Raw genomic sequence first — 16708 nt, forward strand, 5'->3', positions numbered from 1 at the left:
TCCACGAGAAAAACAGCTTGTTGATTCCAAGAAATTGGGGTAGGAAAGTCCGGACATCACAGAGCAGCATAAAGGTTAACAACCTTCCGTCGTGAGACGAGGACAAGTGCAACAGAAAGCAAGTACAGTTCGGCTGTAGTGAAACCAGGTAAACTCTATGCGATGCAATGGTAAGTATATCGATGCTTTTTAGAGCAATCTAAAAATAGGAGTAGCTCGCTCCGAAAATCGAGGGGTAACCAGCTCAAGGTTTGCAGTAATGTAAACCGTAGATAAATAACAAGCGTCCCGTTTCATCGGGAAACAGAATCCGGCTTATCGTTTTTCTCGTGGTTTCTTTTTTAGTTTCAAGCCCTTAATTCCGAATTTTTATGTTTTGAGTTTATAGTGTATAAACCTGTTATTAGTAAAATAACCCCAAAAAAAATAAACATCCAATAATATATATTTAAATTTAATTTGTCAATATTATCCAAAAGAGTTTTTCCATAGAGCTTTAATAACCCAACAATTAAATTACACAAAAAATGAAAAATCATTGGAATTATTATTTTTTTTGATTTTATATATAAGTATCCTGCTACTAAACCTAAAAGAAAAGTTGGTATTAAATTAGAGAAATTTGGAAGATGATATAATGAAAAACAAATTGATGAAAAAATAATAGCATTTTTCACTGAATATAATTTTGAGAGATTATCAATAAAAATTTTTCTAAAAATTAATTCTTCAAAAAATGGTGCAATAATTAATGCAGGAACTGCTCTAATTAAGAATTCAAAATTTAATTCTGAATTCATATTTACAATGTTTAGAGGGAAATCATTTGGAGTTGTAACTCTTTTATATATTTCGAAGAATGGTTCTTGCAAAATTTTCAAACCAATAGCTGATAAAATTATTGGTAAAATTAAGCTCTCACTAAATGGAATAAAAACATTTTTAAATCTAATAATGGTTTTGTTCTTCAAAAATTTTGTTAAGAAAAAATAATAACAAAAAACAGTTAGTATGCTTTGTGTTATAAATGAAATAATATAAGGAATTTTTAGAAAATAACTAATGCTACTTATCATAAAACCTATAAGATTCATTAAAATTATTAGAATGAAAGTGTAAAGTAATGCCTTCCAAAAATTCATAAAAATCTACTTTCTTAACCTTTTCCTTAACCTCTACCTATTATTCACTTTCCAATTGTCTTTTTGCTTCTGCAAGTCCAGCTTTATCTTCGGCAGAAAGTTCAGGAAATTTCAAATCCATTTCTTCCAAAGCATTGATAATAATTTGTATAGCTGCAACTCTCGCAAACCATTTTTTATCCGCAGGAATTACAAACCAAGGAGCGTGGTTTTTACTTGTTTCAGAGATTGCTTCTTCATAAGCATCCATATATTTATCAAAAAGTGCGCGTTCTTTTAAATCACCAAGAGCAAACTTCCAGTTTTTTTCTTCTTCTGCAATTCTGTCTAGGAAACGTTTTTTCTGTTCATCTTTAGAAACATGCAAGAAAATTTTCACAATTTTAGTTCCATTTCTGGCAACATGTTTTTCAAAATCTTTGATGCTTTCGTATCTATTTTTCCAGAATTTTTCATCGATTTCGTCAGTAGATTTCCAAACTTTTTCGCTTAGATTATATTCAGGATGCACTTTACATACCAAAACACTTTCGTAATGACTTCGGTTGAAAATTCCTATTTTCCCTTTTTCTGGTAAAGCCAAATAATGCCTCCAGATGAAATCATGATTGTATTCTTTAGAAGTTGGCGTTTTAAAACTGGTCACTTCACAACCTTGCGGATTTACTCCACCAAAAACATGCTCTATCAAACTGTCTTTTCCAGCAGCATCCATCGCTTGTATCACCACCAAAAGAGATTGGCTGCCATCTGCGTAAAGTTTTTCTTGAAGTTCATAAAGTTTTTTCTTCTCTGCATCGAGCATTTTTTGACCTTCTTCTTTGGAGAGGTCGCCTTTATAATCAGTATTGAAATCTTTGAGATTGAATTTTTGAGTTTCTTTAACAAGAAAGTTATCTGTGAAATTGGTGTCCATTTTTTGAAAAATTTTGTTCAACTAAAGATAATAAAAAAAACCGACTGGTTAGAGTCGGTTTTTGTATAATAATTTTTTGTAAGAATTATTTTTTAGGCAATGAAGCGGGTTGATTTTTTGCTCCTTCAGCTTTAGCATTTGCATCTACTGTTCCTTGGATGTATAGAACGACTCTTCCGTTTACTGGATCGTTAGAAAATACATCGATAGATTTTTTGAAAGGTGCAGCATTTGCAGTGTTATAATGAACTTTAATCTGTGCAGATTTTCCAGGCATCACTGGCTCTTTTGGCCATTCAGAAGCGGTGCAACCACAACCTGGCTGTACGTTAGAAAGGATTAAAGGCTTGTCACCAGTATTTTTAAAAGTAAAAACTCTGTTTCCATCTGCATTCACAGGAACAGTACCGTAATCAATAGTTGTTTTTTCAAAAGAAATAGTTTGTGCAGAAGAGAAAACAAAACCTCCGATAAGCAACAAACCGCCCATAAATTTTTTCATATTTAGAAAGTTTTTTGTTGTAAATTAAAGTTCAAAATTATAAATAAATTCTGTATTTAAATCCTTATTCTTCTTTTTTATTTTACTTTGTCTGATTCTTATTCCAAAATTCTCAAAAAGAAGAGTTTTAACCATTTAAAAATTCACATTTTATCGTATTTTTGCAAATTACAAGCCAAACTCATTTTTATTTAAAATTTTATGCAAATTTCAGAAAAATATAATCCTCAGGAAACAGAACAGAAATGGTACAATTACTGGTTAGAAAACAATTATTTTCATTCTACTCCAGATAACAGACCTCCTTACACGATTGTAATTCCGCCACCAAACGTGACGGGAATTCTTCACATGGGACACATGCTGAACAATACCATTCAAGATGTTTTGGTAAGAAGAGCCAGAATGCAAGGGTTTAATGCACTTTGGGTTCCGGGAACAGACCACGCTTCTATCGCTACTGAAGCTAAAGTGGTAGCAAAACTGAAATCTGAAGGAATTAATAAGTCTGATATTACACGAGATGAATTTTTAGTTCACGCTTGGGATTGGACGCATAAATATGGCGGAACAATACTTGAACAGTTAAAGAAATTAGGTTGTTCTTGTGATTGGGACAGAACCCGTTTCACAATGGAACCGAAACTATCTGCTCAAGTCATCAAATCTTTCGTTGATTTATACAATAAAGGTTTGATTTACAGAGGTTATAGAATGGTGAACTGGGATCCAGAAGCCAAAACCAATATTTCTGATGAAGAGGTAATTTATAAAGAACTCAATGGGAAACTTTGGTACCTTAAATATAAAATTGAAGGTTCTGAAGAGTTTATTTCTGTGGCAACGACTCGTCCAGAAACTATTTTCGGTGACGTTGCTGTTTGTATAAATCCTAACGATGAAAAATATGCTCATCTGAAAGGCAAAAATGTAATCGTTCCGATTGTAAATAGAGTCATTCCAATTATTGAAGATGAATATGTAGACATGGAATTCGGAACTGGAGCGTTGAAAATCACTCCTGCGCATGATATTAATGACTACGAAATAGGGCAAAAGCATAATTTGCCAATGATTGATTCTTTAGATGACGATGGTAAACTGAATGAACACGGATTACATTACAACGGAAAAGACAGATTCGAGGTTAGGAAACTGATTGCTAAAGAGTTAGAAGAAAATAATCTTTTGGTAAAAGCCGAAGATTATGTAAATAAAGTAGGAACTTCTGAGAGAACTGGAGCTGTGATTGAACCAAAAATCTCTCAACAATGGTTCCTGAAAATGTCTGAAATTGCGAAGCCAGCTTTGGATGTAGTAATGAATGATGAGGTGAAATTCCACCCAGAAAAATTTAAAAATACATACAGACATTGGATGGAAAACATCCGTGATTGGAATATTTCTCGTCAATTGTGGTGGGGCCAACAAATTCCAGCGTATTATTACGGAGAAGGAAGTGAGGATTATGTAGTTGCCGAAAATATAGAAGAAGCTTTGGTTTTAGCCAAAGAAAAAACCAACAACCAACAACTAACAACTGACAACTTAAAACAAGACGAAGACGCTCTAGATACATGGTTCTCTTCTTGGTTGTGGCCAATGTCCGTTTTTGATGGAATGTTAGACGAAAACAATGAAGACATCAAGTATTATTATCCGACTTCTGACTTGGTAACTGGTCCAGATATTATTTTCTTCTGGGTTGCCAGAATGATTATGGCAGGATTAGAATTTAAAGGCGAAGTTCCTTTTAAAAATGTATATTTTACAGGAATTGTAAGGGATAAGCAACGCCGAAAAATGTCTAAATCGCTTGGAAATTCTCCTGATCCAATAGAATTGATTGAAAAATATGGTGCAGATGGTGTAAGAGTAGGAATTTTATTGAGTTCTGCAGCTGGAAATGACTTGCTTTTTGATGAAGATTTAATGTTGCAAGGAAGAAACTTCGCGACTAAAATCTGGAACGCTTTCAGACTCATTCAAGGTTGGAAAAAAGAGGACAAACCAGCGAATGAAGCAGATTTGCAAACCATAGAATGGTTCGGAAATCAAATGAATAAAACCATTGCTGATATCAATGACCAGTTCTCAAAATTCAGAATTTCTGATGCTTTGCATCTAATTTATAAACTGATTTGGGACGATTTCTGTGCGTGGTATTTAGAAGCCATCAAACCAAATTATGGAGAAGGAATTTCTCAAGAAGTATATGATAAAACCATCGTTTACTTCGAAGAATTAATGAGATTATTGCATCCTTTCATGCCATTTTTAACGGAAGAATTGTATCAGGCAATTGCAGAAAGAAGCACAGAAGAAGCTTTGGTGATTGCTCAACAGAAAAAAGCAGAACCTTTCTGCGAAGAAAATATAAAAGCCTTCGAAACGGCTAAAGAATTGATTTCTGGCGTTAGAAATTACCGTCAAAGCAAAGGGATTTCGCCTAGAGAAGCCGTAGAATTATTTACCAATGCTGTTGCTTTCGAAAATGAAGCGGTGGTGAAAAAATTAGCCAACATCTCTGAAATTAATTTCGGAAATAAAACGGACAAACCAAGTTTCACTTTCTTAGTGGGAGCTACAGAAGTTTCTATTCCATTGAGTGAAAACCTTGATTTAGAAGAAGAAAAAGCAAAAACAGAAGAAGAACTAAAATACTTAAAAGGCTTTTTAATTTCGGTAGAAAAGAAATTATCTAACGAAAAATTTGTTGCTGGTGCTCCTGCTCAAGTAGTAGAAAACGAGCGCAAAAAACAAAAAGATGCGCAAGATAAAATTGCAATTTTAGAAGAAAAATTAAAAACATTGTAGGGATTGGAAGTCTGATGTGAGGTGCTCTTTTGCATTTTGCATGAGACCACACCCAACTTCCTTTCATCAAACATCCATCAGAATCATGTCACACCTAGAAAACATATCAAAACTTTTTTCTAAAAATTTTGTAGAAAATCCCATGCTAGAAACTTTCGAGGCAGGAAAAATTCATCTTCCTAGCGGAAAGTTAGTCGCTTGTGACCCATTGATTACCCATGACATGAAGGAATTTGTGATTCATTTTCCTGTAGGTGATTTTCCTGTTTTTGTACACAAAGAAAGAGACAGTAATTGTATTGCTTATGTAGAGGTAGTTTTCCAAAATGAGGAGGCAACAACTTTTAAAATGGCAACCACAGAAGGTCAACATATTGAAGATTTACAAGGAGAAGAAGTTTTCGGGTATCCTGTAGAATCTGGAATGGGTTGTTTTATGGATGCAGAAACGCAGGATGCTCTTAATCATTTAGAAAATAGATTGTTCCATAGAAAAGGAGCAGATTTTATGGGCATTTACGAAGAGTTTTTCCATAGTCATTTCTTTGATGAAAATGGAGCGATTGACCAATTTGCTTTCCTAAAACCAGACGAAGAAAAACCAGGAAATATTTTTGCTTTCGAAACAGGATACGGAGAAGGTTTCTATGCAAGCTATATTGGTTTTGGTGCAGAAAATCAACCGGTTAAAATTATAACGGAGTTTATTGAAATAAAATCTGAATAATTATTCTTATCGAAACAAAAAAAGACTAATTTTGTTGTAGACCAAACGCTGAAATTTTAAACCTATTTCAAAATTTCTAAAAATTAAACTTCAATGAAAGTAAGCGCAGAACAGCCCAAAATTATAGTAGTAGGAAGTTCTTCTATTGATTTAGTCCTCAATACATCATTTCACCCAGAACCTAATGAAACGGTAATCGCCCAAAAATCTGAAACTTTTTTTGGAGGAAAAGGAGCCAATCAAGCAGTAGGAACAGCGAGATTAGGAGCAAATACATTTTTCATTGGTTGCGTAGGAATGGATCCTTATGGTCAACAAATTCTTAGAAATTTAGTAGATGAAAATGTAAACGTAGGTTTTGTACACGAAGATTTAGACCACGCTACAGGAACGGCTTATGTAATTGCAGCGCACGGTAAAAACGCCATCGTAGTAGTTCCTTCTGCCAATTATTGTCTAGAGCCAAAGCATTTAGAGAGTGCAGAAAGATTTTTTTCTACAGCAGATTTAGTGCTAACTCAGTTAGAAATTCCAATGAATGTGGTAGAAAAAACGTATGAATTTGCAAAAAAATATAACAAAAAACTGGGAATTTATGCTTCTCCTGCTGCCAGAATTTCAGAAGAGATTTTAGAGTATGCTTCTTTTATCGTGGCAAAAAGCAATGAACTTTCCATCATTTTTGGGGAAGAATCTAGAGAAAAAATTTTAAGAAAATATCCCAATAAACTTTTTGTAAGAGATGATGCTAATTCTACCATTTACCACAATGGTTCAGAGATGAAATATCACAGAAACGACCCAGAAGACATGCCGAATAAGATGGGAATGGGAGACGCTTTCACTTCTGGTTTTTCCATCGCGTTATGTCATGGAAATGAGATAGATGATTGTGTGAAATTCGGGAATGATGTTTCGCTAAAAGTGGCACAAAAAAGAGGTTCTCAAACAGGATTGCCCAAATTAAAAGATTTCGGTTTGTAATTTTAACCAAAGAATAATATGCAGAGAATTTCAAATTTTTGGAATTCTCTTCTTTTTTTAGATATTTTTGGAAACAGAATTTTCCACAGATTTTCTCTTATGAATAATACCATTACCATCCATACTCAAGACCAATATCCAATCACTGCAACTCTCTTTGAGCCAGAAAATGCGAATGGGAAACTACTGTTGGTGAATTCTGCTACTGGCGTGAAACAACAAACGTATTACTCTTTTGCACAGCATTTTGCAAATTTGGGTTTTGTGGTTATTACCTATGATTACAGAGGAGTGGCGCTTTCTAAACCAGACCAGCTCAAAGGTTTTAAAGCGAGCATGAGAACTTGGGGAAATACAGATTATAAAGCCGTTACAGATTTTATAGAGGAGCATTATCCAAATCACCGAAAATTTCTAATCGGTCATTCTGTGGGCGCTTTAATCCTTGGAATGAACAAAGGTTCAGAAATTTTTGAAAAATTTTGTTTCGTGGCCACTCAAAATACCTATTTTGGACATCTTTCTCCAAGAATTAAAATGTTAGGATTATTGGGTTTTGGTCTGTATCAACCAGTGCTTACTCGAGTAAAAGGGTATTTCAAGACATATTTTGTGAATTTAGGCGAATCTTTACCCAAAGGTGTTTCAGATGATTGGCGAACCCTCATCATGAACAGAAAATCTGTAAATCGACTGCTCGAAAAAACGGAGAATTTCTCTAAAAATTTACATCAAGAGGTTTTATATCTCAACATGCAAGATGATGATTGGATTACAGAAACGGGAATGAAACTGCTCATGAACGAAACGTATGTCAATATGAAACCTATTTACAGAACCGTGCATCCTAACGAAAGCAATGGAGAAGAAATAGGGCACATTAATTTTTTTAGAGCAAAACACAGTAAACTTTGGAGCATTGTTTTCGATTGGTTTTCGTAGTTTTGGAACATGAAAAATCACCTTACCCTTACCATAAATTTTGTTAAAGAAAAACTAGAAGGTGCAGAAGCAGGACACGATTGGTTTCACATAGAACGTGTCTGGAAACTCTCTAAAAAAATAGCCGAAAAAGAAGGCGGAAATCTGGAAGTGATAGAACTTTCTGCGCTATTGCACGATATTGCAGACCCTAAGTTTCACAACGGTGATGAAACTTTGGCGCTCAAAATTTCTCAAAATTTTCTAGAAGAAATTCATGTAAATGCTAAATTAATAGAGCAAGTGTTGTTTGTTATCAAAAATATTTCCTTCAAAAATAGAGCAGAAGCTCCAGAAAATCCTCCTTTAGAATTACAAATTGTACAAGATGCAGACCGACTTGATGCGATTGGTGCGATTGGAATTGCTCGAACATTCAATTTTGGTGGATTCAAGAATAATTTTATGTATCATCCAGAAATTAATCCCAATCTAGGCATGAACAAAGAAGAGTACAAAAAATCCAAAGGAACCACCATCAACCATTTTTACGAAAAATTATTGTTGCTCAAAGATTTAATGAACACCGAAACCGCAAAAAAAATCGCATCAGAAAGACACGATTTTATGTTGCAATTTCTTGATGAATTTTATAAAGAATGGAATGTGGAACTGTAGAATTTCTGATTTTTTCAAAAGTCAACCAAAAACAATATCTTTGTTAGAATGAATAGTCTCAATTTTGTTTTACTTTTCCTCTTAATTCTAGCTCTTATTTTAAGTTTATTTAAAACAGGAGCCAGAGCGAGATGGGCTAAAAACATCAGATTTTTTATTGTAATTTTAGGTTTAGCATTTTTCGGATATTGGTTTTTTCAAAAGAGTTTCAGTAATTTTTTAGAAAAATCCATGTCGATTCAGGTCATCAATAGAGTGAACCAACCGCTTGATATTTATGCCATAAAAGTTATCGACAAAGACCAAAATAAATTCCTCACCAAACATTTAGGCAAAGTAAGAACCAATCATTACCAAATAGACTATTTTGTGATGAGCAATTCTAATGAATTTTGGGTGGCTGCTTACAACGTAAAAAATAAATTGGTTTACTTCTCACAACATAGTGTTCAGGACAAAGAAGAAGACCAAAAAATAGAGGTGAGAACCTTTTTAAACCAAAGTCAAAAACTATCAGATATCGCCGAAAAAGTGATAGAAAAGAATAAGCTCGAAAATGTAAATCAAAGCATTTTTGTCTCTCTTACTTTATTGGTTTTATTCTTAAATATCGTGCTTCTTACGAGAAAGAAAAAAATCTAATTTGCTGGCTTTCAAAATATTTTTTCAAAGATTTTTTGCGAATTCAAAAAAAATCCATTTATATTTGCACCCGAAAACAAAGTTTAACAATTAAAAAAACGAAGCAAAATGTTCAAATTTCACAATTTATCTTCAGTAGGATTACCACTTTCTGTGGTACGCTTCGGTGTTTTCGTTTTCAGCTAGAATTGTAATCAAAAATGAAATATAGAAACCCGAAGTTGTAAAATTTCGGGTTTTATTTTGATACAAGGTTCTATAAATTTCCCCGAAATTTTCTTGAATGTAGGCTTACCATCAATTTTTTTGTTGGAATATTCTTGATGTAATTTTTTAGAATACATCCAGAGTTTTTAAGATGATGATTCCTGTAATCAGTCATCCAACATTTTTATCAATTATAAAACAATGGGAAATTTAAAACTAAAAGGAAAAGATATCCTGAAATTGGGATATCCTAATAATAAATCCGTGACGGTAGCTTTAGAAGTGGCAAAGAAAAATTTTGCCAATAAGAATACCGCTTACGTGAAAAATATTTTGAAGGAAATTTTACTTCAACCAGAAGAATTTAAAAGCAATCTAATGCTAGGACAAATTGCAGAAGAACTTTTAACGAGTCAAAAAACAGAAAAAAGAATGCTCTTGAACAACAGAGTTTCATTTGAAATTTTCGGAGAGGAAATTTCAGAAGATGCAGTCAATCAGTTTTATACATCGCTCAAACTTCCGGTTTCGGTAAAAGGTGCATTAATGCCAGATGCACATTTCGGATATGGTCTACCAATTGGTGGAGTTTTGGCAACCAAAAATGCTGTAATTCCTTATGGAGTAGGCTTGGATATTGGTTGTAGAATGTGTTTGAGTATTTTAGATACTCCAGTTTCTTACTTAGATGGAGCAAAGAACAAATACGAAAAAGCATTAGCCGAACATACCAAATTCGGAATGTACGAAGTGCATAAAACGCACATAGAAAATGAAATTTTTGATGATGAAACATTTAACCTAATGCCCATTTTGAGAAGATTAAAATCAAAAGCCATCAAACAATTGGGAACTTCAGGTGGTGGAAACCATTTTGTAGAATTCGGAGAAGTAGAAATTCTTGAAGATGATGAACAAATTGGTTTGCCCAAAGGAAAATACGTGGGAATTCTTTCGCACAGTGGTTCCAGAGGTTTCGGAGCAGAGATTGCACAATATTACACAAGAGTGGCGGTAGAAAACTGTCCGCTTCCAAAAGAAGCACAACATTTGGCTTGGCTAGATATAGACACACATCTCGGACAAGAATATTGGATTGCAATGAATTTGGCAGGAGATTATGCTGCAGCTTGTCATGCAGATATTCACAGACGCTTGATAAAAGCGGTTGGCGGAAGATTGAAAGTCAGAATAGAAAATCATCACAATTTTGCGTGGAAAGAAAATGTGGACGGAGAAGAACTGATTGTTCACAGAAAAGGAGCAACTCCAGCTTCAGAAGGACAATTGGGAATAATTCCCGGTTCTATGACCAGCAAAGGGTACATTGTAAAAGGCAGGGGAAATGCTGCTTCTCTTCATTCGGCTTCTCACGGAGCAGGAAGAAAACATGCTAGAAATTTTGCCAAAAATGCTTTCACCCAAAAAGAGATGAAAGAAGAATTAAAAAAGCATAAAGTAACCTTAATCGGTGGGAGTTTAGAAGAAGCACCCATGATGTACAAAGACATCAATCAGGTGATGAATGCTCAACAAGATTTGGTAGATATTCTGGGAACTTTTCAACCGAGAATCGTGAGAATGGATAAGTGAAAATCAATAGAGTCGGGCTTTAGCCCGACTTAAAAAATCAAAATACAAATGGGCTTTAGCCAAAACTTATATGAAACAAAAAAATAAAAATATCGTTCAAATCACCTCAGGAAAAGGACCTGTAGAATGCGAATTTTTCGTACAAGAAACCTTTAATCTGATGAAAAAAGAAATGGAAATGCTAAAATTGGACTACAAAGTGGTAGAAATGATAGAAGGTGAAGTTTCAGGTTTCCAGTCGATTACTTTTGAAGTAGAGGAGAATCCTGAATTTCTAAATTCTTGGATAGGAAGCATTCAATTCATCGGAAAAAGTAAATTCAGACCCCATCATCAACGTAAAAATTGGTTCATTGGCGTTTTTGAAATCGAAAATTTCTTTGAACTTGAACTCGATGAAAAAGAACTGGAATTTCAAACCATGAGAAGTTCGGGAAATGGCGGACAAAACGTGAACAAAGTAAATTCCGCAGTTCGAGTGACGCATTTGCCTACAAAAATTCAAGTGGTAGCAATGGATTCTCGTTCGCAATTGGAAAATAAAAAAATCGCAGTACAAAGATTAAAATTGAAGATTTTAGAAATAAATGCCAAAAAATCTTCGGTACAAAAACAAAATCAGTGGATGAATCATCTCCAATTGGAAAGAGGAAATCCCAAGAAAATTTTTAAAATGTAAAAAAATGACAACAAACAAATACTATTTTCAAGCCTTAGATAATTTTCCCTATAACCTAGAGGAAACCATGGAAGCACTGAATTATGCCTTGTCTTATGATGACCATAATGCAGAGAGTCTTTGTCTTTTAGGAAGGGTGTATTCTGAAGTTTTGCAAGATTATGAAACGGCAAAATCTTACTTCGAAGAAGCCATGCAAGTGAAACTAGATTCTGTTTCTACACCGCTGTTTTATATAGATTGTCTCCTGAATAATGAAGATTATGAAGAAGCTAAAAAACTGATAGATTATGCTAAAAAAATTAAAGGAATTGATCAATCTAGAATACGCTATAGATAAGCCATCTTCTTTGAAAAGCAAGGACAATTTAAAAAAGCACTGAAAGCTCTTGAAAAAGCAAAGAAAGTAGCGCCCAATAAAAACTACATCGATTTTTTAAATGAAAGAATAGAATTGGTGAAATCTAAATTGAAAAAACCTAAAAATAAGGCTCAAAAGAAAAACTCCAACAAATAATGTTGGAGTTTTTTCATTTTTCATTTGTATGATTAGGCAGTTTTATTTTTTCTTTTCTTTCAATTCTTCTTTATCTTTATCAGATGGGTTCCAAACTTTTACTTCAGAATCTTTAGTAATTCCTGAAAGAATTTGAACATTAATTCCATCAGATGCACCCAGTTTTACGGTCACTTTTTTGAATTTTCCGTCTTTTTGTTTTACTTCTACAAAAGGAACATCTTTACCATTTTGTTTTTCATATTGAATAAGGCTTTCGTCTAGAAGTAAAGCGTTTTTCTGTGAACTGAGAACAATTTCGCCATTGGCAGAAAATCCAGCTCTAATGTATTCATTACTCGGGTTAAAAACGTCTCCTTCAATAGGGAATTTGATGGTTCCGTTTTCATCTTTTCCTTTTGGAGCAATCATCGTTACTCTTCCTGGGAAAGTTTTATTTTGTAAAGCACCGATGACGATGTTCATTTCCATGCCTTCCTTAATTTTTCCAGCTTGAGCTTCGTCTATTTTTCCTTCAAAAATAAGAGAGTTAAGGTCTGCAACACTACAGATGGTCGTTCCAGCGTTAAACTGATTGGCTTCAATTACCTGATAACCAACTTTTACAGGAACTTCTAGTACCGTTCCAGTGGCTTTAGAACGAATTTGAGTAGTAGCAAGACTTTGTAAACCTTCGGCAACACCAGTTCTAGCGATTTGTAGATTTTTCTGAGCGGTTTGCAATTGTTGTTGAGCGTTTTTCAACTGATTTTGCATCGATTGCAATTGCTGTTGAGCAGTAAGAAACTCTTGCTTAGAAATTACGCCTTGAGTGTACAAACGTTGTTGCATCGCAAATTGCTGTTGCTGATTTGCCAAATTAATTTTAGCATTATTAATTTGAAGATTTGCATTTTGCACTTCTTGTTGAGCAGCATTTACCTGAGGAACGCTCGGCACAATTTTAAGGGTAGCAATAAGTTCTCCCGCAGAAACATGGTCGCCTTCTTTTACCAAAATTTTGTCTATAATCCCAGACATATTCGGCTTAATTTCTACTTCTTCTCTCGGAACTATTTTACCAGTAGCCATTACTTTATCATCAAGATTTTGCACGAATGGTTTTCTGGTGAGAAAAGCTTCGCTTTCTTGAGAATTAGATTTAATCAGGTAACTTATTCCCATCAGAAGTCCAGCTAAAAAAAGCAAACCTAAGAGAATATAAACTACTTTTTTGAAGGTTAAGTTTTTCATTTTATATGAAATATTTAATTGTTATCAAGTTTAATTTATTTTTAATTCGCCATTCATTTATCCAAAAGAAAAAAAATAATGGCAAATTCACATGTGTTATTCGCTTCTTAAAGCTTCTATTGGCTTAATTTTCACGGCTCTTTGCGCAGGAATCATCCCGATGAGAAGTCCCAAAATCGTCATCACCGCCATTGCTGCAAAAACGTGTGAATAATTTACCGTAGGATTATAAAAAGGGAAAGCATCTTGGTTTTGAGTCATCGCATTGATAATCATCAAAAGGAAAATTCCGAAAATAAATCCTAATAATCCCGAAGTTAAGGTAATCACCACACTTTCTAGCAAAATTTGGTTTCTTACTTCAGAAGGCTTCGCTCCCAAAGCTCTTCGGATGCCTATTTCTTTGGTTCTTTCTTTTACGGTAATCAATAAAATGTTGGAAATCGCAATCACTCCCGCCAAAATTGTAAGCGCTCCTACAATAATGGTGAGCAATTGCATTCCTGTTAAAAATCCATACATTTTCCCGAACATTTTCCCCAAGTTGAAACTTCCAAAAGCATTGGTGTCTTCAGGAGAAACATTGTTTTTCTTTTTGAGTTCTAGTTTGGCTTGTTCTTCTACGGTTTCTAGATTGGCTTCTGGTTTACTCACGATGGCAAAAAAGCCTACTTTGTCTCCATCATTATACATTTTAGTATAAGTAGAAAGCGGAATGTATGCTGTGGTATCATCATCCATTGGTCCACCAGCTTTGGCTACTTTATAAACGCCGATAACGTTAAAGAAAATACCTTTGATATTGATAGATTTCCCAATAGGATTTTCATTTTTCTTGGCATCAAAGAAGTTTTTATAAATTTCTTCGCCGATAACTACTACATTTTTACTCGCAGTAACATCTGCATCATTAATGTATCTTCCGAAGATTAATTTCTTTTCAGAAATTTTATTTCCTGCAGGATAATCTCCAGTAAGCGTATACGTGGTAGATTTTCCGTTGCGGTTCATTTGTTCACCAGGATTTCCAAAATTTCCTCTGGAGTTTTGGGGCGAAATGTAATCAATCTGTGGGATTTTCTTTTCCAATAAATCCATATCAGGAAGGTGCAAACTCAGTTGTCTGCCTTTCGGGAAACCATTATACGGAATAGTAGTATTCTGTGCCCACATAAAAATAGAATTGGTCGCAAATCCAGAAAATAATTTGTCAAAACCGTTTTCCATGCCTTTTGCAGCTCCCAATAAACTAACAAATAAAAACATACCCCAACCTACACCAATCATGGTGAGGAAAGTACGAAGTTTATTATTTTTAAGTGAATAATAAATTTCTTGCCACGTATCTATTTTGAATATGATGTTCATATTGTTGTCAATTTTTTGCTTTGCAAAAGTGAATTCCTTAAGGTGAATTTCTACGAATGAATTTTAAATTCACGATTCACTTTTTTAACTATTCATTAATTTTGATAATAATATAAAAGTTGTTTTAATATTCTTTCCTAAGACTGTTAAATCTTCTTGTTCTAAATATTTCTCTTCTAAAATGATTTCACAACAAGAATCAATTTCGATGATTGAGCCTCTTGCTATTTCATAAAACCTGTTTCTTTCTATTTTTGACTTTCTAGAGGAGCCTTCTGAAATATTCAAAACAATAGAAGTTGATGCTCTTCTTATTTGATCAATTAAATTATATTTTTCTGCATCAGGCAAAAATCTTATGGTTTTGTAACATTGTTTTCTCAATTCTTTTGCTGCCTTATATACATCTAAATTATAATGGTTTAAGTTTAAAAACATATTTATGGTTAAGATTTTATAAAAATTTCAATTGGAAAAATTCACCATTCATTTTCCGAAGGGAAAAATTCACAAATTAATTCACCTCCATTACTCCGCTCTCAATGCTTCTATTGGTTTTATTTTACTCGCTCTGTATGCAGGAACAAATCCAGCAAGCAATCCAGACATCACCAAACTGATGAAGGCTGCAGTAATCAATAGCCAACCAACACTTGGGTCTTTAATGAAGTATTCTTCTAAACTATTGCCAATTAATTTCAAAGTCAAAACGCCTAAAGCAACGCCGATTAATCCAGAAATTACGGTAATCACGATACTTTCTTGAATAATCAAAGTGACAATGCTTCTCGGTTTAGCACCGATGGCTTTTCTTACCCCAATTTCTTGAGTTCTTTCTTTTACGATATACACCATGATATTGCTAATACCAATAATTCCTGCCAATAAAGTTCCGAGACCAATGAACCCCACAATCATTGTAATGACAAATAAAAATTGGAAAGAATCTTTCAAACCTTCTGCTCGGTTTCTTACGACCACGGCATTTTCATCATCTGGAGAAACTTTTTTTCTGGCTTTTAATTCTTTTTTCAGTTGGTCACTATAAGCAATCGCTTGTTCAGGATTTAGTTTTTCGTCATAGGCAATGTACACGGTACTCACCGTATCAGAACCTTTTTTCATTTGCTGAAGGGTAGAAATAGGGATGGAAATCATACGTTCGTCCCAGTCACCACCATCATCAGAAAAAACACCTATCACTTTGAAAACACTACCGTTAATCTCGAGTTCTTTTCCTACAGGATCTCCATTTTTGATAAGGTCACGCTGTACCATTCTACCGATTACGGCTACATTTTGTTTTTCGTCAATATCTTTTGGAGAGATAAATCTTCCGTTGAGTAATTGTCGGTTCTCTATTTTTACTTCTTCATCATTAGCTCCGCTGATTTGGTAGAAACCACTTTCTTTCCCATATTTTACATTAAGATTGGTAGAATATCGTGGAGTAGAATACTGCACTTTTTCAGGATGTGCATCTACAATAGCATTATAGTCACTATTATTGAGGGTGACTTGTCTGTCAGCTTGTAAGCCTTCATAAGCAATGGTGGTTTTTCCAGTAAAAATGGAAATAAGATTCTGTGCATCTCTGGTAAATCCTTCTTGGAAGGCATTTTGCAATCCTTTTCCAATACCAAAGAGAACAATAAAAATATATAAACCCAGCGCTACGGTAAACCCAGAAAGCACCGTTCGCAATACATTACTGCGAATAGAACTGAAAATTTCTTGCCAACGGTCTATATCAAACATATTATTTCTTTAATTTTTTGCTTT

15 protein-coding genes, 1 other RNA gene and 1 pseudogene are annotated in these 16708 nt (G+C 34.1%); 10 read left to right on the forward strand and 7 right to left on the reverse strand.

The annotated features are described in order from the left end of the window. Positions 1 to 4: 4 nt before the first annotated feature. Positions 5 to 334, forward strand: an RNA gene (gene rnpB / locus KKQ79_RS00115) — RNase P RNA component class A. A gap of 13 nt (positions 335 to 347) precedes the next feature. On the opposite strand, the gene KKQ79_RS00120 is transcribed toward rnpB, so the two are convergent. From KKQ79_RS00120 to KKQ79_RS00130, 3 genes are all read right to left on the reverse strand, one after another. Beyond that, on the reverse strand, positions 348 to 971 hold the full coding sequence (locus tag KKQ79_RS00120; RefSeq protein WP_213188441.1) for a CPBP family intramembrane glutamic endopeptidase: 624 nt from the start codon (positions 969 to 971) through the stop codon (positions 348 to 350). Between the two features lie 211 nt (positions 972 to 1182). Continuing rightward, entirely contained in the window at positions 1183 to 2058 is an 876-nt protein-coding gene (locus KKQ79_RS00125) for a polyphosphate kinase 2 family protein (protein WP_213188442.1), read from the reverse strand. 85 nt (positions 2059 to 2143) lie between these two features. After that, complete coding sequence (locus KKQ79_RS00130) at positions 2144 to 2560, reverse strand: DUF1573 domain-containing protein (RefSeq protein ID WP_213188443.1); 417 nt, start codon at positions 2558 to 2560, stop codon at positions 2144 to 2146. Positions 2561 to 2761: 201 nt separating this feature from the next. On the opposite strand from KKQ79_RS00130, the gene KKQ79_RS00135 reads away from it, so the two are divergent. The 9 genes and pseudogenes from KKQ79_RS00135 (at position 2762) to KKQ79_RS00175 (ending at position 12148) form a co-directional block, all read left to right on the forward strand. Next, positions 2762 to 5377: a valine--tRNA ligase gene (locus KKQ79_RS00135; RefSeq protein ID WP_213188444.1), complete on the forward strand. Its 2616-nt coding sequence runs from the start codon at positions 2762 to 2764 to the stop codon at positions 5375 to 5377. 85 nt (positions 5378 to 5462) lie between these two features. Then, positions 5463 to 6104, forward strand: coding sequence for a DUF4241 domain-containing protein (locus KKQ79_RS00140; protein WP_213188445.1), 642 nt, complete (start codon positions 5463 to 5465; stop codon positions 6102 to 6104). 93 nt (positions 6105 to 6197) lie between these two features. Continuing rightward, entirely contained in the window at positions 6198 to 7088 is an 891-nt protein-coding gene (locus KKQ79_RS00145; RefSeq protein ID WP_213188446.1) for a ribokinase, read from the forward strand. Positions 7089 to 7106: 18 nt separating this feature from the next. Further along, positions 7107 to 8030 carry an alpha/beta hydrolase family protein gene (locus KKQ79_RS00150; RefSeq protein ID WP_347813927.1) on the forward strand — a complete coding sequence of 308 codons (924 nt, stop codon included), beginning with the start codon at positions 7107 to 7109 and terminating at the stop codon, positions 8028 to 8030. Positions 8031 to 8039: 9 nt separating this feature from the next. Beyond that, complete coding sequence (locus tag KKQ79_RS00155) at positions 8040 to 8687, forward strand: HD domain-containing protein (protein ID WP_213188447.1); 648 nt, start codon at positions 8040 to 8042, stop codon at positions 8685 to 8687. A 48-nt stretch (positions 8688 to 8735) separates the two neighbouring features. After that, a complete protein-coding gene (locus KKQ79_RS00160; protein ID WP_213188448.1) occupies positions 8736 to 9329 on the forward strand; it encodes a hypothetical protein in 594 nt (197 codons plus the stop codon). A 408-nt stretch (positions 9330 to 9737) separates the two neighbouring features. After that, positions 9738 to 11129: an RtcB family protein gene (locus KKQ79_RS00165; RefSeq protein WP_213188449.1), complete on the forward strand. Its 1392-nt coding sequence runs from the start codon at positions 9738 to 9740 to the stop codon at positions 11127 to 11129. A gap of 52 nt (positions 11130 to 11181) precedes the next feature. Next, a pseudogene (prfH, locus tag KKQ79_RS00170) lies at positions 11182 to 11808 on the forward strand (peptide chain release factor H); the annotation flags it as partial. Positions 11809 to 11812: 4 nt separating this feature from the next. After that, the gene (locus tag KKQ79_RS00175; RefSeq protein WP_250131149.1) at positions 11813 to 12148 is read left to right on the forward strand and encodes a tetratricopeptide repeat protein; all 336 of its coding nucleotides are present in this window, start codon (positions 11813 to 11815) and stop codon (positions 12146 to 12148) included. Between the two features lie 219 nt (positions 12149 to 12367). Here KKQ79_RS00175 and KKQ79_RS00180 read toward each other — a convergent pair whose 3' ends face one another. The 4 genes from KKQ79_RS00180 to KKQ79_RS00195 form a co-directional block, all read right to left on the reverse strand. Continuing rightward, complete coding sequence (locus tag KKQ79_RS00180) at positions 12368 to 13558, reverse strand: efflux RND transporter periplasmic adaptor subunit (protein WP_213188451.1); 1191 nt, start codon at positions 13556 to 13558, stop codon at positions 12368 to 12370. Between the two features lie 96 nt (positions 13559 to 13654). Continuing rightward, positions 13655 to 14926, reverse strand: a complete 1272-nt coding sequence (locus KKQ79_RS00185; protein WP_104794322.1) for an ABC transporter permease — start codon at positions 14924 to 14926, stop codon at positions 13655 to 13657. An 84-nt stretch (positions 14927 to 15010) separates the two neighbouring features. Further along, entirely contained in the window at positions 15011 to 15364 is a 354-nt protein-coding gene (locus tag KKQ79_RS00190) for a four helix bundle protein (RefSeq protein WP_213188452.1), read from the reverse strand. 90 nt (positions 15365 to 15454) lie between these two features. After that, on the reverse strand, positions 15455 to 16684 hold the full coding sequence (locus KKQ79_RS00195; protein ID WP_213188453.1) for an ABC transporter permease: 1230 nt from the start codon (positions 16682 to 16684) through the stop codon (positions 15455 to 15457). Between the last annotated feature and the right edge of the window lie 24 nt (positions 16685 to 16708).

It is taken from the genome of Cloacibacterium caeni (assembly GCF_907163125.1).
GTDB lineage: Bacteria > Bacteroidota > Bacteroidia > Flavobacteriales > Weeksellaceae > Cloacibacterium > Cloacibacterium caeni_B.